Source organism: Sphingomonas sanguinis, from assembly GCF_019297835.1.
Classification (GTDB): domain Bacteria; phylum Pseudomonadota; class Alphaproteobacteria; order Sphingomonadales; family Sphingomonadaceae; genus Sphingomonas; species Sphingomonas sanguinis_D.
In genome coordinates this window covers 998,101-1,023,603 of record NZ_CP079203.1, presented here as the reverse complement: position 1 = coordinate 1,023,603, position 25,503 = coordinate 998,101, and the positions used below count along the sequence as shown (strand labels likewise).

General features: G+C 67.3%; 16 protein-coding genes. 1 reads left to right on the top strand and 15 read right to left on the bottom strand.

The features are described 5' to 3' along the window. Window positions 1–13: 13 nt before the first annotated feature. Complete coding sequence (locus KV697_RS04460; protein ID WP_257575829.1) at window positions 14–2,335, top strand: TonB-dependent receptor; 2,322 nt, start codon at window positions 14–16, stop codon at window positions 2,333–2,335. Here KV697_RS04460 and KV697_RS04455 read toward each other — a convergent pair. The 15 genes from KV697_RS04455 to KV697_RS04385 all read right to left on the bottom strand — a co-directional run bounded on the left by KV697_RS04455 (window position 2,313) and on the right by KV697_RS04385 (window position 25,307). Then, a complete protein-coding gene (locus tag KV697_RS04455) occupies window positions 2,313–3,209 on the bottom strand; it encodes a glycosyltransferase family 2 protein (protein ID WP_219020257.1) in 897 nt (298 codons plus the stop codon). The two genes, KV697_RS04460 and KV697_RS04455, sit on opposite strands and share 23 nt — an antisense overlap. Next, a complete protein-coding gene (locus KV697_RS04450; RefSeq protein ID WP_219020256.1) occupies window positions 3,206–4,117 on the bottom strand; it encodes a polysaccharide pyruvyl transferase family protein in 912 nt (303 codons plus the stop codon). Before KV697_RS04450 ends, KV697_RS04455 begins: the two co-directional genes overlap by 4 nt. Beyond that, a complete protein-coding gene (locus KV697_RS04445) occupies window positions 4,114–5,190 on the bottom strand; it encodes a glycosyltransferase (RefSeq protein WP_219020255.1) in 1,077 nt (358 codons plus the stop codon). The genes KV697_RS04450 and KV697_RS04445 overlap by 4 nt, the downstream gene beginning before the upstream one ends. After that, a complete protein-coding gene (locus tag KV697_RS04440) occupies window positions 5,187–6,101 on the bottom strand; it encodes a galactosyltransferase-related protein (protein ID WP_219020254.1) in 915 nt (304 codons plus the stop codon). Before KV697_RS04440 ends, KV697_RS04445 begins: the two co-directional genes overlap by 4 nt. Continuing rightward, complete coding sequence (locus KV697_RS04435; RefSeq protein WP_219020253.1) at window positions 6,098–7,240, bottom strand: glycosyltransferase; 1,143 nt, start codon at window positions 7,238–7,240, stop codon at window positions 6,098–6,100. The genes KV697_RS04440 and KV697_RS04435 overlap by 4 nt, the downstream gene beginning before the upstream one ends. Continuing rightward, window positions 7,237–9,252, bottom strand: a complete 2,016-nt coding sequence (locus tag KV697_RS04430; protein ID WP_219020252.1) for an HAD-IIB family hydrolase — start codon at window positions 9,250–9,252, stop codon at window positions 7,237–7,239. The genes KV697_RS04435 and KV697_RS04430 overlap by 4 nt, the downstream gene beginning before the upstream one ends. A 137-nt stretch (window positions 9,253–9,389) precedes the next feature. Then, the gene (locus KV697_RS04425) at window positions 9,390–10,154 is read right to left on the bottom strand and encodes an SDR family NAD(P)-dependent oxidoreductase (protein ID WP_219020251.1); all 765 of its coding nucleotides are present in this window, start codon (window positions 10,152–10,154) and stop codon (window positions 9,390–9,392) included. 105 nt (window positions 10,155–10,259) lie between these two features. After that, complete coding sequence (locus tag KV697_RS04420) at window positions 10,260–11,312, bottom strand: patatin-like phospholipase family protein (RefSeq protein ID WP_219020250.1); 1,053 nt, start codon at window positions 11,310–11,312, stop codon at window positions 10,260–10,262. Window positions 11,313–11,537: 225 nt separating this feature from the next. Continuing rightward, window positions 11,538–13,448, bottom strand: coding sequence for an alpha-L-fucosidase (locus KV697_RS04415; RefSeq protein ID WP_219020249.1), 1,911 nt, complete (start codon window positions 13,446–13,448; stop codon window positions 11,538–11,540). Window positions 13,449–13,471: 23 nt separating this feature from the next. Then, window positions 13,472–15,784: a GH92 family glycosyl hydrolase gene (locus KV697_RS04410; protein WP_219020248.1), complete on the bottom strand. Its 2,313-nt coding sequence runs from the start codon at window positions 15,782–15,784 to the stop codon at window positions 13,472–13,474. Then, window positions 15,781–17,208, bottom strand: coding sequence for a glycoside hydrolase family 125 protein (locus tag KV697_RS04405; protein WP_219020247.1), 1,428 nt, complete (start codon window positions 17,206–17,208; stop codon window positions 15,781–15,783). Before KV697_RS04405 ends, KV697_RS04410 begins: the two co-directional genes overlap by 4 nt. After that, window positions 17,205–19,721, bottom strand: coding sequence for a glycoside hydrolase family 3 C-terminal domain-containing protein (locus KV697_RS04400; RefSeq protein WP_219020246.1), 2,517 nt, complete (start codon window positions 19,719–19,721; stop codon window positions 17,205–17,207). The genes KV697_RS04405 and KV697_RS04400 overlap by 4 nt, the downstream gene beginning before the upstream one ends. Then, window positions 19,718–22,264 (bottom strand): beta-mannosidase, encoded by a 2,547-nt coding sequence (locus tag KV697_RS04395; protein ID WP_219021244.1) that lies wholly within the window; start codon window positions 22,262–22,264, stop codon window positions 19,718–19,720. Before KV697_RS04395 ends, KV697_RS04400 begins: the two co-directional genes overlap by 4 nt. Before the next feature lie 343 nt (window positions 22,265–22,607). Then, window positions 22,608–23,600 (bottom strand): DUF3667 domain-containing protein, encoded by a 993-nt coding sequence (locus KV697_RS04390; RefSeq protein ID WP_219020245.1) that lies wholly within the window; start codon window positions 23,598–23,600, stop codon window positions 22,608–22,610. Window positions 23,601–23,675: 75 nt separating this feature from the next. Beyond that, the gene (locus tag KV697_RS04385) at window positions 23,676–25,307 is read right to left on the bottom strand and encodes a Na+/H+ antiporter (protein ID WP_219020244.1); all 1,632 of its coding nucleotides are present in this window, start codon (window positions 25,305–25,307) and stop codon (window positions 23,676–23,678) included. Window positions 25,308–25,503: the final 196 nt, after the last annotated feature.

Below are 25,503 nucleotides of genomic sequence, written 5' to 3'. Positions count from 1 at the left end.
CGGCCTGTTGGTCGTGGCCGCCCTCGCCTTGCCTGTCGCCGGTCGGGCGCAAACCACCAGCGTAGGGGCGTCCCGCCGGATCGTCATCGCCCCGGCGACGCTCGACTTCGCATTGCGTGAACTGGCGCGACAGGGGGGGATCACCGTCGTCGCCACCGATCCCCGCCTGCATGAGGTTCGCACCCGCACGTTGACCACCCATGCCGCGCCCGCGCGGGCCTTGGCGCAGCTGCTGCGCGGCACCGGCTACCGCGCAGTGGCGGTCGATGCCGCCAGCTTCCGGATCGTCGGGTCGCCGCAGCCCGTGCCGGTGCGTCGTCCTCTGCCCGCCCGGTCGCCGGCACCTTCCGGCGCGACCGGCGATATCATCGTGACCGCCAGCAAGCAGGGCACCGAATTGGCCCGCTATCCCGGCAGCGTGTCGGTGGTCGGGCGCGGGGTGACGCTGCCCAACGGTTCGATCGACCTCAGCGATGTCGCAGGCCAGACGCCGATCCTGCAGACGACCGCGCTCGGTCCTGGGCGCAACAAGCTGTTCATTCGCGGCATCGCCGACAGCAGCTTCAACGGCGCGACGGAGTCGACCGCCAGCCTCTATCTGGATGAGGTACAGATCGCCTTTGCCGGGCCTGATCCGGGCCTGAAACTCTATGACATCGGCGAAGTCGAGATCGCCGAGGGGCCGCAAGGCGCGCTGCACGGTTCGGGCGCGATCGGGGGGATCGTCCGGCTGACCTCCAATCCGGTGTCGCTTACGCAGGATGGCGGGCGGATCGAATGGGGCGGCGCGCTGACCGGGGGCGGCGCGCCCAGCAACGACATGGCGGCGGTGGCCAACAAGGTTTTGTTGCCCGACACGCTGGGTGTCCGGCTGGTCGGCTATCACGCGGTCGATGGCGGCTATATCGATAATCTGCGGACGAAGACGACCAATATCAACCGCGTGCTGACCAGCGGATTGCGCGGCACCCTGCTTTGGGACGTCGGGGGCGGCTGGCACGCGGAGTTGGGCGGCGGGACCCAGTCGATCGTGTCGCGCGATGCGCAATATGTGCTGAGCGAGGATGTGCTCGCCAGCCGATCGGCGATTCCCCAGCCGTCCTGGAGCGACATGCGGTTCGGGCGGTTGCTCCTGTCCAAGCATTGGGCGAGCGGGCTGCAATTCGTGTCCGCCACCGGTCTGGTCGGCGGCGCGTCGTTCGAGCAGTTCGATGCGAGCGCGGTCCTGCCGCACGAATCCTATCAGCTGAACAGCAGCAAGACCCTGTTCTCGCACGAAAGCCGCCTGTCGCGGCGGTTGGCGGGCGGCGGGTCGTGGGTGGTCGGCGTCAATCTGGTGTCCGACCAGTCGGTGATGGGGCGTTCGCTGACCATCCGTCAGGGCGTGAGGCCGGTGATCGGCGTGACCAACGTCACGCGCAGCGGCGCGGTTTTCGGCGAGGCGACGCATCCGCTGACCGACCGCTTGTGGCTGACGCTCGGCGGGCGCGTCACCGCCGCGCGGGTCGATGGCGAGCCGTCGATCACGCCGCGATCGAAGAATTTCGTACGCGGGCGCTCGACCACGCGGGTCGATCCGACCTTTGGCTTTTCCTGGGCTTTGGGTGGAGAGTGGACCGCATTCGGCCGCTATCAATCGGGTTTCCGCACCGGTGGTCTGGCGGTGGCGGCGGGTATCGGGCGGGTCGCGAACTTCGAGTCCGACTCGATCCAGATGGTCGAGGCGGGGCTGCGCCATGTCCGGCGCGGTGCTACGGGCGTGTCGGCATCGGTCAGCCTGTCCCATGCGCATTGGAGCGCGATCCAGGCCGATCTGCTCAACCGGGCGGGCCAGCCCATCACGAGCAATATCGGCGATGCGCGGGTCGATGCGCTGGAGGGCTGGGTCGAATGGGTGCCGCAGCGGGACTGGCACCTGACCGGCGCGGTGTTCGTCACCGACAATGAGGTCATGGGCTCCACCGCCGCGCTCAGCCGCGCCCGCAACCGCCGCTTGCCCGAGACCCCCAGCATCTCGGCGCGTGTCGGCGTGGTTCGCGACGTCGCGCTCGGGCACGATACGATCCTGTCGACGCGCGGCGAGGTGGCCTTTGTCGGCCCCTCGGTGCTGGGGGTGGGCGACACGTTCGACGTGCGCCAGGGCGGCTATGGCGTCGCCAATCTGGGGCTGACCGCAAAAAGGGGCGGCTATGCCCTGGCGTTGACGCTCGACAATCTGCTCGACGAGCGAGGCAATCGCTTCGCTTATGGCAATCCGTTCCTGCTCGGGCGGCGCAATGTCTCGACGCCGCTGCGGCCGCGCACCGTGGGGGTCAGGCTGAGCGCGGATTTCTGATCGCCGCGCGGGTATAGGCCGCGAAGCCCGCCAGCACATGGCGCAGGCGAAAGGCGTGGAAGTGCCGGATCGTGGGCACCGGCCCGGCAAAGCGATCGCGCAGGTTGCGGACGTCCTGCACCATCCAGCGGCGGACCCGGCGGTAGGTCAGCATGTGCTTGGCGTAGAGCGCCCCGTCGCCAAAGCCGTATCCCGCCAGCAGCGCGACGGCCTCGTCCTCCCGGCGGCGGCCGTGATAATGGTCGACCACGAAGCCGGGGTCGTAGCGGATCGCTATGCCCAGCGCTTGGGCGCGCAGCAGGAAATCGGTATCCTCGGCGGCGCGGAACGGCGCACCCGCCCCGAACCGTTCGTCAAACGGCCCCACCATGCGGCCGACGTCGGCGGTGAAGGCCAGATTGGCGCCCATGACGAAGCCGCCGGGAAAGCTGTCCGGCTCCGCGATCATCGGGTGATCCTCTAGTTTGACGGTCAGCATTAGGTCGGCGGGATCGCCGCGCAGGATACGTCCGCCGATGATGACGGGGGCGGGCTGTCCGGCAAAGGCCCGGGCCATATGCGCGAAGTAATCGGGATGCAGCACGCAGTCATCGTCGGTCATCGCAATGATCCGCCCCCGTGCCGCCCGAAGCGCGACGTTGCGTGCGCGGGCGAGGCCGGGCAGCGGCTCGGACAATAAGCGAACTGTAAAGGGCCGATCGGTCGCCCAGTGTCGGATCACCGCCGCTGTGGCATCGGTCGAACCGTTGTCGACCAGGATCAGCTCGATCGCGCCGCTGCCCGGATGCCGGGCGGCAGCATCGACTGAGGCGAGCGTGGCGGCGAGACTCCGGCTGCGGTTGCGGGTGCAGATCAGCAGGCTGAAATCGATCATCCCGCGACCAGCTCCGCGGCCTCCTGCGCGGATCGCGCCTGCCGGACGAGCGGACTTTCCGCCGTCCAGGCCGCGATATAGGCGCCGACCTTGCCATAGTCATTGTCCAGCACGACGTGGCGGATACCGAGCAGCAGGGCCAGGATATGGCCGTGCAGCCGGTCGGTGACGATCCGCTCGCCGCGAGCGAGCAGTTTCAGCCCGCGTTCGACACGCTCCCGTGCCCGGCCGGTCGGAGCGGACGCGTCGACTGGGGGTTCGTCGAGCCAGTCCAGCGCTACCGTATCCGTAAGGGCCAGCAATGGCGCGTCGTCGCGGGCGGCACGTTCGGCGTCGGAGCGCAGCAGCATCAGCACTTGGCAATCCGCCAAGGCTGGTCGCTCGATGCTGCCCAAACCGAAGGCGGAGTCGGGGGCGAGCGTGCTGGGGCAGGTGAAATACTTGCGTGCCAGGTCGAGGCTGACCGTGTCGCGGACATAGAGGTGGAAATCCGGGTGGCTGTCGACCAGTGCGGCGAAGCGGTTGCGATGGGCTTCGTCGCGAAAGTGGATCGACTGGGGCAGCTGGACGATCCGACGATCATGAAAACGCGCGATCAGATATTCGCGGAAATGCTGATGATGCGGCCAGATGTCGCCCAGATTGCCGCCGCCATGGATCAGGATCGGCCCGCTCGGACAGGCGGCGCGGAAGGCCGCTTCGTCAAAATCATCCCAGCGGGAGATATAGGCCGGATCGCCCGCGCCGACCGCGTGGAGCAGGGCGATCTCACCCAGCCAGATCGCGCTGTCGCCCACATTGGGATGATCGGGAAAATCGACCAGCGCATAGGGCTCCCCCGACGTGACGTGACGACGATAGAGGTCGAGCAGCGCCTTTCGCTGGCCTGCGATCACATCCTCGCTCACGCCGCGATGGCGCTCGGCAAAGCACCGCGCACGCTGGCGTAAAGCGCTTCGCAGCGGTCCAGCCACAGGTCGCGGGCGAAATGCGTCTCCACCCGGCGGCGGGCGGTGCTGCGCGGAATGGCCATGGCGCGGGTCAGGGCGTCGGCCAGCGCGGCGACATCCCCGGCAGGGGCAATGCATCCGGCCTCGCCGACGACTTCGCGCGCCGCACCTGCATCGAACGCGGCGACCGGCAGGCCACACGCCATCGCTTCGATGGCCACCAGTCCGAACGGTTCGTCCCAGCAGGGGGTGAAGAGAAATACCGAGGCCCGACCCAGTTCCTGCGCCAGCGCTGCGCCGTCCAGATGCCCGCCATAACGGATGCCATGGCCCAGCAACGGCTCGACCTCGGCGGCGAAATAGTCCGGGTCTTCGACCGCGCCGAACAGGGTCAGCGCGACGCCCGCTTCCCGCGCGGCGCGGATGGCGAGGTGCGTGCCCTTGTTGGGGGTGATCCGCCCGCACCACACCGCCTCGCCATTGCCCTGCTCGGCAAAGGGCCAGGCGTCGGGGTCGATAGCATTGTGCAGCACCGAGGCTTCGGGCGGCGCGCCGTTCGGCCACCAGGCCTGCAACTGGCGGGCGGAGGTGACGGTCAGTCTATGGGTCGGGCTGGGGCTGATCGTCACGAAATGATGGAGCGCGTCATAAGGCGGCACATGCAGCGAGGTGACGGTCGGCACTTGCGCGGTCCGGCGTTGCTCCAGCGGGAAACGGTGCAGGCTGTTATTGTGCACCACATCGAACCCGCCGCGCGCGATCCGGTCGCAGGCGGCGGCATAGCCCGCATCGACATGCGCGATCAGTTCGGGCTTGCCGCGATGCTCGGCCCAGGGGAAGACGGCTTCGTAATGGACCGGCAGGACCGGATCGAGGGTGAAGCGCGGGTCGCTGTCGCCGCTGGCGAACAGCACCACCTCATGCCCCCGTGCCGCCAGCCCCTCGGCCAGATACCAGCCATGCGCCTCCATGCCGCCCAGGAAAGGCTGGCGGATGGGCTGGCGGACATGGGCGAGCAGTGCGATCCTCATGCCGCGACGCAGGCGCCGGCGGCGCGCTCCTCCAGCAGGCGGATGACGCTGGCGGTGTTGGCATAGGGCTGGTGGCTCTGCTGCCCGGTTAGCGCGAGGTCGTCCTTATCGGGGCGGCGCAGGATCTGGATCGGGCGGCCGGGCGTATCGTCGATCAGGCCCATCAGGCGAAAGGCGTGCAGCCAGTGGCCCATGGTGCGATAGCCCCATTTCGCCTCGAACAATTCGGCATTGCGCACCACGCTGTCGATATGGTGGACCGGCGGCATGTGATGCGGGTGGTATTGATGATAGGCGAGCCCGCCCTTGATCCAGGCGATCGGCACGCCCGCCTTGTCCACCACCTTGCCGAAATCGGTGTCCTCGCCGCCATAGCCCGCATAGCGCTCGTCGAACCCGCCGGTGCCGAGGAAGGTGTCACGACGCATCGCGAAGTTGAGCGACCAGAAGCAGCGATAATCCGCGCACCGCTCGATCCCCTCCGGCGGCGGTCCGCGCCGGTCGGAGTGGCGCACCGCGACCTCGGCGAAATCCTGATACCGCCAGTCGCCCGCCGTCGCACCGCCGGGCAGGTACATGACCTCGCCCATCAGCAGCCCGTCTTCCTGATCCAGATAGCGATCATAATCGGCCAGCAGGTCGGGGGTCGGGATGCAATCCATGTCGAGGAAGACCAGCTTGTCGCCGACCGCCGCCTCGGCCGCCGCATTGCGTGCGGTCGCCAGCGGCAGGCGCGGGCCGGACACCATCATCTGGCGGATCGGGAAGGGGGCCTCCGGCAGGTCATAGGGCGTGTCCTGGATGACCGCGACGATCAGCTCGGCGGGGAGCATCGTCTGGCGGGTCAGGCCGATCACGACGTTGCGCAGATGTTCGGGGCGGCCCCCGGCGAGCGTGACGACCGAGATCATGAAGAGGCTCCGGTGGATTGGGGAAGGGAGTGGGTGAGGTCGATCGGCCAGAGCCGTGCGGACAGCGCCTCCAACCAGTCGGCGGCGGTCTGGGCGGGCGCGTCGGCGATCATCGCGCGCTGTATGGCGGGGCGGTGCTGGCTGCGGGTCTCGGCCAGCGCGGCGGTCCAGGCCTGGGCCGAGGAAGGCAGATGCGGACGGACGCACGCGACCCCGGCGGCGGCCAGCGCCTCCGCCTTGCGATGCTGCTCGTCGAAATAGCGCCATTCGGGGATGGCGAGCCAGGGCCGCGCGGCGGCCAGTATCTGCTGGCAGGTGGTGTTGCCGGTCGAGGCGATGACGAGGTCGGCGGCGGCCACATGGTCGGCCGGATTGTCGACCCAGCCGCGATGTTCGATATTGGCGGGCTCGGTGGCGTGCCAGTCGCGCGCGACCGGGCCGATGGTGATCCAGCGGGCACCGGGGCGGCTGCGCGCGCCGACACCGAGCGGGGCCTGGGCGAAACCGCCGCCGCCGCCGCCCGACAGGACCAGGATCATTTCCTCGTCCGCGCCGACGCCGATCCGCTGGCGTGCCAGCTCGCGCTCGGGGATGCGGGTGTCGACACCCAGCCCGCCGACGAAGCAGGTCTTGGCGCGCATGGTGGCGTCCCATTCGGGCTGGGCCAGCGCCTCGTCGAACGCGGCGAGCAATCCGGCGGCACCGTCATAGGCGGCGCGGTGCCCGGCATCGCTGCGGTCGCCATGCTGGAGGATCTTCACATGCGGGACCGAGCAGATACGCGCCAGCTGCGCGATCTCGGCGGACACGTCGCAGATCATCAGCGCAGGGTCGGCACGGTCGAACCAGCCCGCGATCACCGCCATGGCATGGCGGATGCCGGGCCAGCCGAGCGGCGCACAGTGCAATGTCTCGGGCGTCGGCACCGCATCCATCGTCCCCGCCTCCAGCCCGGTCGGCTCGAAGAGGGAGGGGATGGTGACGATCTCGACCTGCGGCGGCAGGGCTGGGAAAATATCGTCGCGCGCGCAGAAGATCGTGACGGGGCGCTCGGGCGGCAGGGCGTTCAGGATGGCGGCGCAGCGTTCGGCATGACCGCGCCCCTGGTGATGGACGAAATAGCCGAAGGGGCGCGTCACGCCGCCGTCGCCTGGGTCGGCATCGGCGTGGTCAGGCCCAGCCGCTCCAGCCCCTCCATCACGCCATTGGCATGATGCGCCGTGACGCGGAGAAGCCCGTCCCGCTCGGGCAGATCGGCCAGCTCATGCCCGGCATTGCCGACCACGATCGCATGGCCGCAGGCATCGAGCATGTCGACATCGTTGCCGCTGTCCCCGGCCGCTATGCACGCGCCCATCGGCAGGTCGAGCCGCTTGGCATAGGCGGCGACCGCCGCTGCCTTGCCGCCCAGCGGCGCCAGCACGTCGATCAATCGACCGTGCGAGAAGACGGTCTTGGCGGAAAGCCCCTGTTCGGACAGCGTCTCGCGGACGCGCGCGGCATCCTCGGCCGTGCCGAAATAGCTGACCTTGTGCGGCCCGGCCGTATCGCGGGGCTGGGGGCGCAGGCGCAGCGGCTTGAGCGCGGCGACCACCGCCTTGCGGTCCCACCCTTCGTCCAGACGCGCGGCGAAGACAGGGCATTCCTGCCATCCGCGCTGGCCCTTCAGCATGATGCGCGTGCCGACATCGGTGATAAAGGCATCCGGCTCGGGAATGCCCCATTGCGACAGGATGATCCGGGCCATCGCAAAGGAACGGCCGGTCGCGACGACGAAGGGCAGGTCGCTCGCCTGACGCCATGCCGCAAAGTCATGCGCGCCCACACGACACCCGGTCAGCGTATGATCGATATCGCTGGCGAGCAGGCCGGGGGTACGCGGAAGATGGGCATAGAGCGCGGTGGATTCCATGGCGTAGCGGTCCCAGGCATAGAGGGTGGACCCCGACCGGCCATTCGCACTCATCTGCGCATGGGTGTCGGGGTCGGACAGGATGGTAAGGCAGGCGGCGGCGATGGCGTCTTCGTTGCGCGGCTCGACCAGCAGGCCGTGGCCCAGCGCGGCGACGATCTCGCTGGGGCCGCCATGCCGGGTGGCGACCACGGGCACGCCCGCCGCCGCCGCTTCGATCAGGGTCAGGCCGAAGGGTTCGTGAAGGGCTGCATTGACGAACACGCCGCCCGCCGCTGCACGCTCATAGAGGGCGGCGACGTCATGCCCGTCATGCCGTGGCGGCAGGGCGAAGCAACCGCGAAGCTCGGGCCTGTCGGCGAGCGCCAGCAACTCGGCCAGCACGGCGCGCTCCTCGGTCGATCCGGGGCCGTCATGCTGCCCCGCCAGAATGACCAGATTGGCGGCCTCGCGTAAGGCAGGCGAGGCGGCATAGGCGCGGGCAAGCGCGCCCAGATTCTTCTTGGCGACAGGGCGCGCGATGGCGAGTAGGATGGGCTTGGTGGGCTCGTCGAGCCACTCGCCCAGCCGGTCGGCGAGGGTCGGGCGACCGGGTCGGCCGCCCTCATGGTTCGGCACGCCCGGCGCGATGCGGTGGATTCGTCCGCCAGCGGGGATGCCATAGGCATGAACCTGTCGCTCGGCCTCGTCCTCGGTCGAGACGATCAGGGCATCGGCGCTGGCGATGGCGGTACGCTCTGCGGCGATGCGGCCATCCAGCGCGGGCGACGGGCCGTGATGGCGGCGCTTGTCGATGCCCAGCGCATGCGGCGTGTAGACGAAGGGAATGGCAAAGCGCAGCCTTGCCTCGGCCGCGACGGCGGCGGCGTCGGAGAAGTGCGCGTGGATGACATCGGGCAGGCGCGGCAGTCGGGCGAGATGCGCGCAGAACGCTTCGGTGAAGGCAGCGAGATCGTCGGCCAGCGCGTCCTTCTCCAGATAGCAGCGATTGGCGGTGGCGATCCGGTCGATGGTCAGCTTGGGCGAAAGCCATTCGGTGGCACGGGCATGGTCCAGCGGCAGTCCCGGCTCCTCGAAGAGGCGGGTGACGATGGAGACTTGATGTGCATCAATATTCTTCGCCTGCGCGGCGGCAGCGTCCAGAATATAGGCGATATGCCCGCCCGTATCGGCCGTAATGCCATAATGGACAGGTGGCGATTTCAGACACCCGCCAAGTGCCAGATGCAGGATAAACAATCTCGCCCCTTTCGTTATGGAGCGACAACGTTATAAATATTGATTGGCTCCCAATCGGATAGCGGAAAGATTGCATTCGATTGACACAGGCGTCATTTTCCTCGCCGTATTCTTGATCAATATCAATAGTGCTGGAATCAGCTGAGCGGCGGTTGTCCATTGGATGCGCTCAGGCCGCCATCCACGGGCAGGTTCACGCCGGTGATGAAACGTGCGTCCTCGCTCGCCAGGAAGGCGATGGCACCCGCAATATCCCCGGGCTGCGCGCCACGGCCCATCGGGATGCGCTCCTCGAACTTGGCGATCAGCTCGGGCTGTTCCTTCATGCCTGCCGTCAGGGCGGTGTAGGTCAGTGACGGATTGACTGCATTGACGCGAACGCCGTTCGCCGCCTCGTCCATCGCCAGCGCGCGGGTGAAGTTGGCCACGGCGCCCTTGGCCGCGCAATAGAAGCTATGATTCCAGTCGCCGCCGAGCCCGGAGACCGAGGACATGTTGATGATGCAGCCCTTCGACCGACGCAAAGGCTCGATCGCGGCGCGGGCCATCTGCACCACGCCGTAAAGATCGGTCTCGATGACCTTGGTAAAGGCCGAAAGGTCGCCTTCATCGAGTTTGCCGAGATGATCGACCCCGGCATTGCTGACCAGAATGTCGATCCGTCCGAACCGCTCGATCGCCAGCGCGACCAGCGCTTCGCAATCGGCCATCCGCGACACGTCGGTTTCCCGCGTCGCAACCGTCGCAGGGGCGAGATCGTCCGCCAGCTTCTGCAGGCCCGCGCCATCCGTGTCGCCCAGCACCAGCGTGGCGCCTTCCTGCGCAAAGCGTCGGGCCGCGCCTTCGCCGATGCCCGACGCCGCGCCGGTGACGATCACGATCTTGCCTTGGAACCTGGCCATGTCGGGCGCTCCTGTCCTGTTGTCGCTGGTCGGGCTATCCCGGCCTGCCTCAACAGGTGCCCGCGGCCAGTGTTCCGCCGGAGCGATCAAAAATGAAAAAGCGGTTCAGGGCCGCATCATGTCCTCGGGCAGCCCCTTGAAGGACGACGCGCGGCCAAGCGTTTTGCGATGGGCGGCCAGCCACTCTTCGGCCTGCGCACGACCCATTTCGCGCAAATCCTGTAGCACCGACCAGCGGGTGTCGACCTTACTCGTCCCCGATGGTCCCGCCAGTTCGGGCGGCGGCGACAGCAGGTGCAGGTTGACCCGCGCGATCGCCCGCATCCGGGGATCGCGCGAAGTTTCGGCGCGGGCGACGTCCTGAATCTCCGACAGGGCGCGCAGGTCGCGGCGCAGGCAGGCGTTGAAGCTGATATCGCTGACCCGGCGCATCACCTCGCCGACCGAGCCGCCGACATCCTCGACGGTGAAGGGCGTGATCTGGACGATCATCATATCGGTCGCGCCGATCGCCTCGGTCAGCAGCGGTTCCAGCGCGGGGTTGGCGGTAAAGCCGCCGTCCCAATATTGCTCGCCCTCGATCTCCACCGCCGCGAACAGCTCGGGCAGACAGGCCGAGGCCATCAGCGCGTCGAGTGTCACATCCTTGCCGGTGAACAGCCGTGCCGATCCGCTCGCGATATGCGTCGCCGCGACATAGAAGGGCAGGCGCGTCTGGCGGGCGAGCAGGTCGAGGTCGATGCTTTCCGCGACCGCCTGTCGCAGCGCGCGCATGTCGCGCACGCCGGGCAGGAAGGGCGCGACATAGCGGCTGGATATCTTGGCGATGTCCAGCGACCGGCGCAGCAGCGGCTCGAAGAACGGACCGCCGAGCGCGCCGACATCGAGCGGGGCGAGCGGGGAGGCATCGGCGACATGACCCCATAGCCGCTCCAGCGCCGCCTTCGCCCCGGCCGCGCTCTCGGTCGCATAGCCCGAGACGACCGCCGCACCGTTGATCGCCCCGGCACTGGCGCCGCTGACCCCGACGATCTCGATATCCTCGTCCAGAAGTCGCTCCACCACGCCCCAGCCATAGGCGCCATGCGCGCCGCCGCCTTGCAGCGCGAGGGCGACGCGGGGGCGCGACGGGGCATGGGGCTCGAGACGGTCGGTCATGGCATACCTCCTTCTGCGTCGCGTCATGTTGCAACGCACAAAAGGCAAATGCCATCCCGTTTCGGCGGATTTTTATGGGGGTGTGGGGTCGATGAACCCATTCCTCCCCTGCAAGGGGAGGTGGCAGGCCGAAGGCCTGACGGAGGGGTGTCGTGCTATCGAGAGGGCGACACCCCTCCACCAGCTTCGCTGGTCCCCCTCCCCTTGCAGGGGAGGAAACGGGTCCTACCGCTTGGTGAAGCCGCCGATCCCCGCAATCGCCAGCTTGGCGGCGGGCTTGGACATTTCGGCGAAGGTCAGCCGCAGATAGCGGACCGGCCGGACGCTGGTGAAGGGCAGGCGCTGGGTGGAAAGCGCATAGGCGATGTTCGAGAACTCGCCCGAGCCTGCCGGGGCCCAGCTCTTGCCGTCGACGCTCGTTTCCGCGACATAGCCGCGCGGTGGAGCAGCATCGACCATGACCTGGCGCGACGGTGTCAGGCTGAAGCCCGCCACGTCGCGGACCTGACCCATATCGACCGTTACGCTGGCCGGCTTGCCCGGCGTCGGCGCGGGCTGGCTCCAGATCGTCTTGGCGTCGTTGTCGAGCAGCTTTTCGGCCCCCGGCGCGGTGGCGGAGACGATTGTCCAGTCGGTCGTCGCCAGCACGGTCGGGTCGCTCGACACGATGGCGGGGACGGGGACCGGCGCGACGCTCTTGAACAGCGACACTTCGCTGATCGCCGGACAGACCGGCGCGTCGACGATGCGCAGGCGGACACGGCGGGCGGTGATGGGCTGGGGCAGGCGGATGATCCGCTGTGCGCTGATGCACTCATGCTCGGCTAGTTGCTGCCACTGGCCGTTCACTTCCGCATCGACTGCGAAACGGGTGACGCGCACCCCGAGCGGCAGATATTCGCGGATGCGGATCAGGTCGAAGCTGCGGTTCGGGGCCAGGTCCAGCGTCAGGCTGGGCGTGGTGACGCCGTCCGGCGCGGACCAATAGGTATCGCGCTGGCCGTCGAGCACCTTGGCGGCCTCATACCCCTTGCCGCGCACATGGCTGGCGCTGGCCACCGCGCCTTGCGCCAGGTCGGTCGCGAAGCTGGCGCGGATCGCGTCGCCGAAGCTCTTCAGGATCTTCACGTCCTGATCGGGAATGCGCCCGCGCCGGTCGGGCGGCAGGTTCAGGTTCATGTTGGTGCCGCGCGCCACCGAGGTGTCGAAATAGCCGACCAGATTTTCGGGGCTGCGGGCTTTCGAATCCTCGTCCGCATGATAGAACCATCCGGGCCGGATCGAGGTGTTGGTCTCGGCAGGCCACCACAGCGGAGCCCCGCGCACGCCCGAATTTCCCTCCGACTGGACATAAGGGTGGTTCGGCATGGTCGGCCAGCAGGGATCGCCCGCAATGCCGTCCTCATTGCCGACCCAACGGATATCCGCGCCCAGCGGATCGAAGGTGCAGGCCATGGGCTGATGCTGATGGACCAATGCGATGATCGAGGGCCAGTTGTAATATTTGGGCGCGTCGATTTGCCGCGTCTCACGTGCGCCGCCATAATAGCCGTCGCCGCCATTGGCCCCGTCGAACCAGAATTCGAACAGCTCGCCGTAACCGGTGCAGAGTTCGACCACCTGCTTGCGGAAATAGTCGACATAGGCTGGCCGCCCATATTCGGGATGGTTGCGATCCCAGGGCGAGAGATAGATGCCGAAGGCGAGCCCGGCGCGCTTGCAGGCGTCCGACATCTCGCGGACGATATCGCCCTGGCCGTTCTTGTATGGCGAATTGCGGATGCAATGCTCGGTCAGCCTGGTCGGCCAGAGGCAGAAGCCGTCATGATGCTTCGCCGTCAGGATGATGCCCTTCAGGTTCCCCGCCTTGGCCGCTCCGACGATCTGGTCCGCGCTGAAGTCGCTCGGATTGAACATCTTGGGGTCTTCGTCGCCATAACCCCATTCCTTGTCGGTGAAGGTGTTCATCGCGAAGTGGATGAAGGCATATTGCTCGCGCTGGTGCCAGCGCCACTGCCGCGCCGAGGGGACCGCACCGTAAGGCGCGGGCGCACCCGCCCCCTTTTGCGCGAAAGCGGGCGCGGCGGAGGCGACCAGCCCGGAGGCAAGAACGGCGCGGCGGGAGAAATCGGTCATCTTCAATTTGGCTCCGGGAGGGATCAGGCGGGCAGGTGGTCGAAGGACGGCGGACGGTCCTTGGGATCGCGGCCAAAGGCGGGGTTCGGCTTGTTCCCCATGGTGAAGGACAGGGTGCCGCCCTTGGAGAGGGTGGCATGGTCGATCCAGCTCTTCGTCCAGGGGCGGCCGTTCCAGGTCACCGACTGGATATAGGGCTTGTCCGGGCCATTGCCCTTCGCCTCGACGACCAGCGTCTTGTTGCCCCCGACCGTCAGTTGCGCGCGGTCGAACAGGGGGCCACCGAAGACGTATGCGCCGCTGACCGGATCGACCGGATAGAAACCGAGCGACGAGAACAGGAACCACGCGCTCATCTGGCCGCAATCGTCATTGCCGATGATGCCGTCGGGCGCGTTCTTGTACATCTCGGTCAGCAGGCGGCGGACCATGGCTTGGGTTTTCCACGGCGCACCGACATAGGCATAGAGATAGGCCGCATGCTGGTCCGGCTCGTTACCGTGCGCATATTGGCCGACCAGGCCCGAAATGTCTGGCGGCGCATTCTTGGGCAGGGTCGAGGGCGCACTAAACAGCTCGTCCAGCTTCGCCTCGAACTTTGCGTCGCCGCCCAGGTGGCGGATCAGGCCATAGACGTCATGCTGGTTGAGGAAGGTCGCCTGCCAGCCATTCGCCTCGGTATAGTCGCGCCACCACGGCTTGGGCATGTGGCCGAGCTGGACGGGGTCGTAATCCTTCCACCAGCTGCCGTCGCTGAAACGGGGGCGGGCGAAATTGATCGAGGGGTCGATGACGTTGCGCCAGTTGCCCGAGCGCTTGCGCAGCCGGTCGGCCTGTACCGTCTTGCCGACGCGGCGCGCGATGTGCGACGCGGCCCAGTCGTCATAGGCATATTCCTGCGTCCGGCTGACGCTTTCGAACCACTTGTCCGCGGGCACATAGCCCTTGGCGTCATACAGGTCGCGGCCCTTGCTATTGTCCATGTCGGGCGCGGTGAAGTCGAAGCTGCGCTTGGCGATGCCGGGCCAGGCGGCGGCATAGTCGGCGGGAATGCCCTTCACCATCGCCTCGGCCATGATCGGCGTGCCGTGCCAGCCGATCATGATCCCGGTCTCCTTGCCCTGCAGCGTCCAGACCGGCGGGCCATAGGCGCTTTGCTGGGTCTGGCGGATGATGTCGTCGACCAGCTTCTTGGCCTGGGCGGGCTGGGTCAGGATCAGCCAGGGGTGCAGCGCCCGGTACGTGTCCCAGGTGGAGAAGGTGCTGTAGGCGAACTGCCCGGCGGGGGCCTTGTGCACCTGTCCGTCCAGCCCGACGTAACGCCCGTCGACGTCCGAGAAGAGCGTGGGCGCGATCAGCGTGTGGTAATTGGCGGAGGCCATGATCGTCTGCTGGTCGGGGGTGCCGCCCTCGACGCGAACGCCGCCCATTGTTTCGGCCCAGCGGGTCATGGCCGTGCGGCGGACGCGGTCGAAATCCCAGTGCTTCGCTTCGGCGGCCAGGTTCGCCTTGGCGCCCGCGACATCGACTGCCGAGATGCCGCAGCGGATCAGCAGCGGCGCATCGCCCAGTTCGTCGAAGAACAGGGCGGCCTTCAGGCGGTTGCCCTTGACGGCGGTGCCGTTCGCAGGCGTGTCGCCGTCGCCGTAAAGCTGGATGCGCGAAGGCTTCTTCGACAGCTGCATCGCGAAGAAGATGCGGCGCCCCTTGGCCCAGCGGAACACGCGGCGGGTGCCGGTGATCGTGCCGTCGGGCTCGATGCTCAGTTCGGCGTCGGTGATCAGCGGCTTGGCGTCGCTCTTGTCGAGGACGAGGTGCGACAGATCGACCAGCACATGACCCGGCCCCTTGGGATAGGTATAGCGGTGCCAGCCCGTCCGTTCGGTCACAGTCAATTCGGCCAGCACGCCGGACTCGAGTTTCACCCGGTAGTAACCCGGCTCGGCCTGTTCGTCCGAGTAACGCTGGCGATAGCCTTCATCGGGGTTGGCGAGCGGCCCCGCGACCAGCTTCAGCTCGCCGCGCGTCGGCACGACCAGCACGTCGAGCATGTCGCCGATGCCGGTGCCCGACAGATGCGTATGGCTGAACCCCATGATCGAGCCATCGCCATGATGATAGCCAGAACAGGTATCCCAGCGTTCCACATCGGTGTCGGGGCTCAACTGCACCATGCCGAAGGGCATCACCGCGCCCGGATAGGTATGGCCGTCACCGCCGGTGCCTACGAATAGATTGGGACGGGCGACCGGCATCGGTACGGCGGCGCTGACGCCTCCGATCGGCAGGCTGGCGATCGCGGTCCCGGCGAGGAGCGAGCGGCGGGTCAAAATCATGCGAACGTCTCCCGCAATACTTCCGGCCGGGTGGCCGCGACATGGACGACCAACTCGCCGAACAGGCCATTGGCCCAGGCGAACCAGTCGCGTGTGAACTTGGCGGGATCGTCGATATCGACCCCTTCGTGAATGAAGCCCGTACCGCCATGCGACCCACGGATCATCGCGAGGCTCGACCGCAGCAGCGCAGGGTCGCTCGAAGTCAGCGCGCGGGTGATGATCGACATCGGCCAGACCTGACCCGGCCCGGTATGCGGACCGCCGATACCGGTCAGCGCCTTGCCCTCGAAATACCAGGGATTGGCCTTGCTCCAGCAGGCCGCGACGGTGCGCTGCCACAGCGGATCGGCTGCATCGACGCAGCGGAGATAGGCCAGGCCCGACAGCGAGGGCACATTGGCGTCGTCCATGAAGACGGCATTGCCATAGCCATCGACCTCATAGGCCCAGACGCGCTCGCCGCTCGGCAGCGTCATCGTACCGAACTGCCTGAGCGCCGTCTCGACCTCGGCGGCCAACGTGGTGGCGTCCTGTGCCAGCGCGGGCTCGCCGACCGCGTTCGAGAGCGCCGCCAGTTCGCGCAGCGTCGTCATCGCGAACAGGTTGGCGGGGACGAACTGGCCGTAGAGACAGGCATCGTCCGAGGGGCGGAAGCCCGAATGGATCATGCCGTTGGGACGCGTCGGCAGGCCATAGCCACGATACAGCGTCTCGGTCGGCTCGGGCGCGGACCGGCGGAAGCGATAGGGGCCGGAGCCTTCCTTCCGCTGCTGTTCGCGGAAGGTCTTCACGATCAGGCGGGCCGAGGCTTTCCACTCGGCGTCGAAGGGCGTCGTGTCGCCCGTCTCCCGCCAATAATCATGCGCCAGCCGGATCGCGTAGCAGAGCGAGTCGATCTCCCATTTCCGCTCGGCGACGCCGGGCTTCATCTCGGTATCGTCCTTCAACGCCCAGCTGAGGTTCGTCCTGGCGGTCGGGTCCTGCATGAAGGCATTGGCGTAAGGATCAATCAGGATCGACCGCGCCTGCCGTCCGATCAGCCCCCGGAACAGCCGCCCCAGCGCCGGATCGCGCTTCACCAGATGCAGATAGGGTCGCAGCTGCGCCGCCGAGTCCCGCAGCCACAGGCAGGGAATATCGCCGGTGATGACGAAGGCATCGGGCTTGCCGCCCACCTCGCCCAACGCGAGGACGGTGGTGTCGAGCGTGTTCGGATAGCAATTGCCGAACATCCAGCGCAGCGTCGGATCGGCGATCAGCTTGGAGACGCGGGTGATTTCCGCCTCGACCGCCTTGGACACGAAGCGGCGTTCGGCGACCGGCGGGCGCTTGCTGACCAGCGAGGGCGGCGCGGCGGCAAAGGCCGGGGCGGCGGCCAGCGCCGCGCCCCCGGCGATCAGTTCACGACGGTTCGGCCTCATTTCGGCAGGTCCTGCGCCGCGCCCGTGACGGTGAACTGCGTCCACTGGCCCGCGCCGTCACCCGGCTGACCACCGCCGATATAAAGCTTGTAGGTGCCCGGCAGGATGCGGCGGGTGCCGTCGCGCCAGACCTGGCTCATCAGGCGCGGATCGATGGTGAAGCGCGCCGTGCCCGCCTGACCGGGCTTGAGTGCCACGCGGGTGAAGCCGACGAGCTGGCGTTGCAGCACGGGGTCGGTCAGCACCGGCTTCTCGTCGGTGGCGGGCGGGACGAGATAGGCCTGGGTCACTTCCTCACCGGCGCGCTGGCCGATATTGCGGAGCTGTACCGCGACATCGACCGGCTGGCCCACCGCGACGCTGGCGGTGACGGTCGGCTGGCCATAGTCGAACTTGGTATAGCTCAGGCCATGGCCGAAGCCCCAGGCGGGCTTGCCGGTGAAGTAGCGATAGGTGCGCTCCTTCATGCCGTAATCGGCGAAGGCGGGCAGGTCGGCGGTCGACTGATAGATGGTGACGGGCAGGCGGCCAGAGGGGTTCACGTCACCGCTGAGGATCTCGGCCAGCGCGGTGCCGCCTTCGGTGCCAGGATAAAAGGCCGCCAGCGTCGCGGCGGGCTTGAAGTCGCCCAGCGACACCGCCGAGCCCGACATGACGACCGCGACCACCGGCTTGCCCGTCGCCTGGAGCGCGGCGAGCAGCTTGCGCTGCGGCTCGGGCAGCACGACCTCGGTCCGGTCGCCGCCTGCGAAACCGGGTACCGAGACGCCCAGCGCCTCGCCCTCCAGATCGGGCGACAGGCCGACGACCGCGATCAGCACGTCGGCGGTCCCGGCGACCTTCAAGGCCTCGGCGGTCAGCGCTTCGGCGGGCGGCAGCCATTGCAGGCGCAGGCCCTCATCGCCGCCCTTGTGATCGATCTCCACGCGGATACGACGCGGGGCCGATCCGTCGATTGTGGTTTCCAGCTTCTTGCCGCCGATCACATCGTCCACGACTAGCTGGTCGTCGATATAGAGCTTCACCGCGTCATGCGCGGGGCAGGCGTGCCAGCAGGCGGGGCCGTCGAGCCGCAAGCGGTACTGGCCCGGCCCCGGCGGGGTCAGCGTTCCGGTCCAGCGACGCTGGAAGGGCGCGGTCTTGGTATAGTTGAAGTCGATGCGGCGATCCTGGCCGGTGGCGGTCCACTGGCCGTTCGCGCCCATGGTCTCGACCGTCAGGCCGGGCTTGCCGTTCGCCGACAGCGCGGTTTCGGGAACGCCGACGAACGCGCCTTCGGCCAATACCGAGCCTTGCGCGTAGCGGACATCGCGGCCGAACCTGGCGCGGATGCCGTCGAGCGGGGTGACCGGGTTGATCGCGGTGCCGTGATAATTGCCCTCCAGCACGCCCAGATCATCGGCATCCGCGCCGAACACCGCGAGCGTCTTGCCCTTGAGCGGCAGCATGTCGTTCGGATTGTCGAGCAGGATGATGCCCTTGCGCGCCGTCTCCAGTGCCAGCGCGCGGTGGGCAGGGGTGCCGACTTCGCTCGCCTTGATCCGGTTCCAGGGCGAATCCACCGTCAGCATCCGCCGTACCGCCAGCGCGCGGGCCAGCGCAGTGTCGATCTCACCCTCGGTAATCAGGCCGCGCTCCACCGCCTGGGGCAGCGAGAGATAGGCCTTGCCGCAATTCAGGTCGGTGCCCGCACGCAGCGCCGCCGCCGCCGCTGCCGGTGCATCGGGCTGGGCATGGTGGAACATCCAGATATTGCCGACCGCATCGCAGTCCGACACGACGAGGCCGTTAAAGCCCCAGTCGGTGCGCAGCCGCTGGGTCAGCAGCATCGGATTGGCGCAGACCGGCGTGCCGTGGATGGCGTTATAGGCGCACATCAGCGACAGCGCCTTGCCCTCGGTTACGGTCGCGCGGAAGGCGGGGAGGTAGGTCGCCTCCAGATCGCGCGGGGATACCATCACGTCGAAGCTGTCGCGCCCACCCTCGGGCCCCGAATGGACCGCCATATGCTTGACGGTCGCGATGACCTTGGGATGCTTCAGGTCCGGGCCCTGCAGGCCGCGCACGAAGGCGATGCCGATCCGGCTGGTGAGGAAGGGGTCCTCGCCATAGGTTTCCTGGCCCCGGCCCCAGCGCGGATCGCGGAAGATGTTGATGTTAGGCGACCAGATGGTCAGCCCCTGGTACAGCCCGCGATCGGCGTTCAGCGGCTGCGAGTTGAATTTCGCGCGCGCCTCGACCGCGACGACATCACCGACCTTTTGGATCAGCGCGGGGTCCCAGGTCGCGGCCATGCCCATCGCCTGCGGGAACACCGTCGACGGCCCATTGCGGGCGATGCCGTGCAGCCCCTCGCTCCACCAGTCATAGGCGGGAAGGTTCAGCGCAGGCTCGGCGGGGGCCTCGTTGACCAGCTGCGCCGCCTTTTGCGCGACGGTCAGCTTCTGCGCCTCCGGCGGAAGGGCGGGGGTGGCGGCCTGACCGGCGGCGGCGAGGAGGAGGAACGGGATCACTGGGCGTCCTTCGGACCGAGGGTGTAGATTTTGAGCTCGCGCGCCAGGGTGGCGGCGTCCGCGTCGCTTTGAATGGTGAGCGTGATGCTCTCGCCAGGCAACAGGTCGAAACCGTCGTCGGACGGTTCGGCGGCGGTGGTGCCGAAATTGACCTGCACCTGCCGCGCGAGGTTGCGCGCGGTCAGCGTCAGCTGCTTGCCCGCCCAGCGCGCGGCGATGCCCGGCGCGGGGTAGAGCATGTTGCGCGGCACCTTCCGCTCGATGATCTGGCGGGCGACGACCTTGTCGCCGTCGAACAGTTCGGCGACGCCGTAGCTGCTTTCCGGCGCGGCGCCCGCGAACAGCGTCGCGTCGGGGATCGTCGCGACATCGCTGGCGGAAGCGGCGGCCATGGTCACGCTGCCGCTCTGCGAGCCCAGCTTGCGGCCGTCCATGCCATAGCCGGTGACGCGCCAGCCGAGCGGCTTGGGCGTCGTGGCGTCGGATACCAAGGCGATCCGCGTGGCGCCGGGCTTGGTCTCTGCCACGATCGTCTGGGCGGCGAAGAAGCGGCGGACCTCATGCTGCAGCATCTTGTCATGCCCGGTCCAATCGATGCTCGACCAGCTGATCGCGGGCCAGCTGTCGTTGAGCTGCCAATAGAGCGAACCCAAAGTCACCGGGCGGCAGGCGCGGTGGTGACGCGCGGCCAGGCCGATGGCGCGGGCCTGCATCGCCTGCGACAGATAGACGAGATCGGCGAAATCGCGCGGGTCGCGCAGATTCTGCTTCAGGTAGAAGGTGATCCGCTCATTGCCTTCGCCCGCCAGGAACTTCTGGTGCGCCTTCATTACCGGGCTGTCGATGCGGAAGTCCGATGGATCAGCAAAGGTCGCGATGGTCGACAGGTCGGGAAAGGCCTGGAAGCCATATTCCGACATGAAGCGCGGGCAGCTGTCGGTATAGCGCTCGACCGGCTTGGAGCCGGACCAGACATCCCAGAAATGGCGGTCGCCATCCTTGTCGGTGTCGGTCGGCCCCTCATAATCGGTCGACGGCGATCCCGGCCAATAGGGGATGCCGGGCGCGTTCTTGATGACCGCATCGCGCAGCACGCGATCGAACAGCACAGCCATGCCGGTGCCGATCCGCTCCTGCTCGTCCGGGCCGACCGCCTTCTTGAACGCCTTGCGATCCGACCAGTTTTCCCAGCCCGACAGCACTTCGTTATTGCCCGCCCAGATGACCAGCGAGGGGTGCGATTGCAGGCGCGCGACCTGCTCCTCGGCCTCGATACGGACATTCTCGCGGAACTTGGCGTCGGGGGGCGTGACCGCGCCGCCGAACATGAAGTCCTGCCAGACCATCAGGCCCAGCTCGTCGGCGGCGTCGTAGAAGCTGTGTTCGGGATAATAGCCGCCGCCCCAGATGCGGACGATGTTCATGTTCGCCGCAACCGCTTTTTCCAGCATCTGGCGCTCGGTGGCGGCGGCGACGCGCGACGGAAAGGCGTCGAAGGGAATGACGTTGGTGCCCTTGGCGAAGATGACGTTGCCGTTGATCTTCAACCCGAAGCTGCCGTCCTTCCGGACCAGCTCGACGGTGCGCAGGCCGGTGCGCTTCTCGACCGCATCCGCCCCGGCGAGCGTGGCATTGATGGTGTAGAGCGGATGCGCGCCGAAGCCGACCGGCTGCCAGCGCTGCGGTTTGGTGATCGCGACGGGGACGACCACGTCATTCTCACCCGCTTGCAGTGCCACGTCGCGGCGGACGCGGATGCGCTTGCCGTCGGGGCCGATGACGGTGACGTCCATCCGCCCGGTCTGCGCGCGGTCCGCGACCACCGAGGCGCGGGCGAGGATACGCGCTTCGGCATCGGTCAGCGCCTCCTGCTCGATGCGGAGGTTGTCGATGCGCGCGGTGTCCCATGCCTCCAGCCGGGCGGGGCGCCAGATGCCGATATCGACGATGCGCGGTGCCCAGTCCCAGCCATATTGGTATTTCGGCTTGCGGATATAGGGGGAAGTCTGAACGCCCTTCGGCTCGTCGCCATAGGGCGAATCATATTCGCCGGGCAGCGGATGCTTCTCGGCCAGCACCATCGGCTGGAGCGTCTTGATCGGCGAGGCGAAGGTGACGACGATCTCGTTCGCGCCCGCCTTCAGCAGCGGCTTGGCATCGGCCCGCCAGCGGCGATGCGCGTTGTCGGCGGACAGCAGGCGCTGCCCGTTGACCGTGACGGTCGCGAAGGTATCGAGCCCGTCGAACACCAGGTCGAGATGATCGCGGCGCAGCATTTCGAGCGTCACGTCCAGATTGGTGCGATACTGCCACCCGGTCAGGCCCGCCCACTGGATCGGGGCCTCGTTCGCGCCCTTATAGGGATCGGGTACGATGTTCGCGGCGATCAGGTCCTGCTGCACGCTGCCCGGCACCGTCGCGGCAAGCCAGTTCGCCGCCTGCGGATGCGCCTGCGCGGCGGCGGCGTCCTTCGGGTCGATCCGCACCTGCCACCGGTCGAGCGTCGCCACCGTCTTGGGCGCGGCCAGCGCAGGAGCCGCCATGGGCAGGGGCAGGGCGAGCGCGGCCAGGATCAGACCGAGACGATGTTTCACAGCGATTTCCCCGAAAACAGAAAGGCTGCGCCCGGTCGGTTCGACCATGCGCAGGATGCAGAACCAAGATTTCGAGCGGAAAGGGGCGCGCTGCGTGGGCGCGCGACGACGGCGGGGCTGGTCCCCGATCGTGCCAGGCTCATGCTCGCCATCCGTCACCCCCTTCACCACCGGCTTATCGTTTGCCGGTATTCTCATGGTATGTTTTGGTATCATGGCGAGGTGAACCGGGGGCGTCCACCTATTTTCTGGCGCGATGCCTATCCCATTGCGCCTGCAATGGATTGGCGCATCAGTGCGCCATGCCTAGCGCCAGCAGGCCGATGATCCAGATCAACAACACGGTCGCCGCCATCACGGAAACGATCAGCGTCATCAGCAATCCCGACACCAGACCCAGCCGATAGGCCCCGCGAATCTGGAGGAACAGATGCACGGGAAAGGCGAGCATCAACAGCGCCACGCCGGGCAGGTGCGCCAGCTTCGTCCACAGGATCATCACGACCATCAGCAGGCTGACGAAGCTCAGCGAATAGGTGACGAACACCGCATGGTCGAACATCGCCAGTCCTCGCTTCCACAGGAAGAACAGCCGCATGAACGGCATCGACAACAGGATCAACGCCCAGGAGAATTTATAGCCGTTCGCTTCCATCTTGAAGAGCAGGAACTCGGGGTCGCGAATGGCATGAGCGATCTTGGCATCGAGCGATTTCCAGCCGGTGATGACCTGCTCCTGGTGCCCGCCATGGCCGGTGTCCGTTTCCCGTCCGCCACCCATCGCCATCGCGGTGAAGTCCATGCCCCGCTTCTGCTCGACCAGATCCGCCCGCTCCCTGTCGAGCGTGGCGGTTTCGCGCTTCGCGGTGACGGCCGCAGCGCGTTCGCGATCGATCACGGCGATACGCTGGTCGACCTTGGCGACTTCCGCGCGGAGTTCGGTTGCGGCTTCCTGGCTGCCAGGGGCATGGAAGGTACCGAACCCGCCCAGCACCGAATAGGCGACGTAGAGCAGGAAGACGCTGAACAGATAGAGCGCGAGGGGCGACAGGAAGTGCCGCCGCTCGCCCGCGATATAGCGGCGGGTCAACTCGCCGGGCCGGGTGACGAGCATTGCCATCGTCCGCCACACCTGCCCCTCGATATGCAGGACGCCGTGGCTGAAATCATGCCACCATGCGCCCAGCGTGCGGTGGATATGCGACGACTGGCCACAGGCATGGCAATAATGGCCGACCAGCGAAGTCCCGCAATTCAGACAAGTTTTTGCGTCTTCAGCCTGCACTCTACCCCCCGATCGATGCCTTCCCCGCTGACGAGACACGATAATTCGGGGCGCGACGCAAGACCTAAAGATGGCTCAGCTTTGCGCCGACAGGCGGGTGTCGACGAGGTCCAGCTCGCGTCCCAGCCGCTGCGCCGTCTCCGACCCGATGGCGCGCGCGTTGAGCAGTTCGAACACGACCCGTCGCTCGGCCCGGATCGCGGCAAGGCGCATCCGGCGTTCCACCTCCTCGAACCGGCGGGCGTCGGGATCGTCATCGCCCTCCAGCGTGTCGATCCGGCTGCGATAGCCGTCCATCAGGCGTGAGGCGATCTCGACATATTGGTCGGCATCGTCACGGCCCTCGGCCATTTCATGCTGGAGCCGCTCCAGCTCGGCGATGGCGGCCTTGGCGGCGGCGACGCGGGTGTGGTCCAGTTCGCTCATGCCGTCCTGAACGGGCAGGGCGAGGCCGCGCAGCAGCAACGGCAGGGTCAGGCTGGCGATGACGAGCGAGGACAGGATGACGCCGCACGCCAGGAAGATCACCAGATCGCGCGCCGGAAAGGGCGTGCCGTCGCCCAGCGTCAGCGGCAGGGTCAGCGCACCCGCCAGCGTGATCGCACCGCGTGCGCCCGCCACCGACATGGCGGTGATGACCCGGCGCGGCGGGCTGGTGCGGCCCGGCGTGCCGCGTTGCCGGAACAGGGTCAGGCGCAGCGCGACCCAGGTCCAGGCGAAACGAAGCGCCGCCAGCCCCGCGACGATCGCCAGCACATACAGGCCCAGCCACCATAGACTGTCATGTCCGGTCAGCATCACCGTGTCGCGCGCACCCGCGAACACCTGCGGCAATTGCTCGCCCAGCAGCACGAAGATGATGCCGTTCAGCGTGAATTGCAGCATGTCCCACACCGCCTGCCGCCGGATGCGCGTCGCCGCCTTCACGCCGGACGAGACGTTGGTAAAGGACATGGCGATACCCGCCGCCGCCGCCGCCAACACGCCCGAGCTTTCGACATGTTCGGCGACCAGATAGGCGGCGAAGGGGATCAGCAGGCTGACCAGGATGTTCGATCCGCTGTCGTCGCCGAAACGCCGCGCGAACAGGCTCTTGGCGGTGATCGTGCCCCAGGCGATGGCGACGCCCAGCCCGACGCCCGACACCGCCATCCAGGCGAAGGTCAGCCCGGCATGAGTTAGCGAAAAGGCGCCGGTCAGCGCGGCGGCGACCGCGAAGCGCAGGCAGACCAGACCCGAGGCGTCGTTGAGCAGCGACTCCCCCTCCAATATGTGCATCATGCGCTTGGGGATCGGCACCTTCTGCGCGATGGCGGACACCGCGATCGGGTCGGTCGGCGACACCACGGCGGCCAGCGCAAAGGCGACTGCGTAGGGCATGGCGGGGATCATCCAGTGAATGAACAGCCCCATGCCCAGCACCGTCAGGAATACCAGCCCCAGCGCCAGCCCCAAAATCGCGCCCGCGTCGCGGAACAGCTCGTCCTTCGGAATGCGCCAGCCGTCGAGGAACAGCAGTGGCGGCACGAAGAGCAAAAAGAAGATTTCGGGATCGAGTTCGACCCGGATCTGCGCGATCCCGCCGATCACCGCACCGAGTGCGATCTGGACGAGCGGGCGCGGAAGCGCCGAGGGCAGCAGGCGGGATACGACCCCGCTCAACACCACGGCGAGGAGCAGGAACAGGCTGAGCGTGACGATGTCCAATCGGGGACCTTTCGGGTGCAGCGGTTGGAGTGGCCATGGCGACAGGGCGGCACGACCGGCATATCAGCGAAAGGCGAGGGGCAAGGCCGACACGAATCGCGCGAGGCCTCAGCATGACATGCGGGGCAAGGGGCGTTCAACCCGTTAAACGGGTTTTATCGGTTGATCCATGCTGTCTTATTTCCTCCCCTTGCAG

Excerpts from the sequence above, each read along its gene's own strand:
- KV697_RS04440 (WP_219020254.1), bottom strand. The coding sequence starts at position 6,101 with ATGATCTCGGTCGTCACGCTCGCCGGGGGCCGCCCCGAACATCTGCGC.
- KV697_RS04445 (WP_219020255.1), bottom strand. The coding sequence starts at position 5,190 with ATGAGGATCGCACTGCTCGCCCATGTCCGCCAGCCCATCCGCCAGCCT.
- KV697_RS04405 (WP_219020247.1), bottom strand. The coding sequence starts at position 17,208 with ATGAGGCCGAACCGTCGTGAACTGATCGCCGGGGGCGCGGCGCTGGCC.
- KV697_RS04420 (WP_219020250.1), bottom strand. The coding sequence starts at position 11,312 with ATGACCGACCGTCTCGAGCCCCATGCCCCGTCGCGCCCCCGCGTCGCC.
- KV697_RS04425 (WP_219020251.1), bottom strand. The coding sequence starts at position 10,154 with ATGGCCAGGTTCCAAGGCAAGATCGTGATCGTCACCGGCGCGGCGTCG.
- KV697_RS04455 (WP_219020257.1), bottom strand. The coding sequence starts at position 3,209 with ATGATCGATTTCAGCCTGCTGATCTGCACCCGCAACCGCAGCCGGAGT.
- KV697_RS04415 (WP_219020249.1), bottom strand. The coding sequence starts at position 13,448 with ATGACCGATTTCTCCCGCCGCGCCGTTCTTGCCTCCGGGCTGGTCGCC.
- KV697_RS04395 (WP_219021244.1), bottom strand. The coding sequence starts at position 22,264 with ATGGCGGCTCCTGCGCTGGCCGCGCCCAAGACGGTGGCGACGCTCGAC.
- KV697_RS04410 (WP_219020248.1), bottom strand. The coding sequence starts at position 15,784 with ATGATTTTGACCCGCCGCTCGCTCCTCGCCGGGACCGCGATCGCCAGC.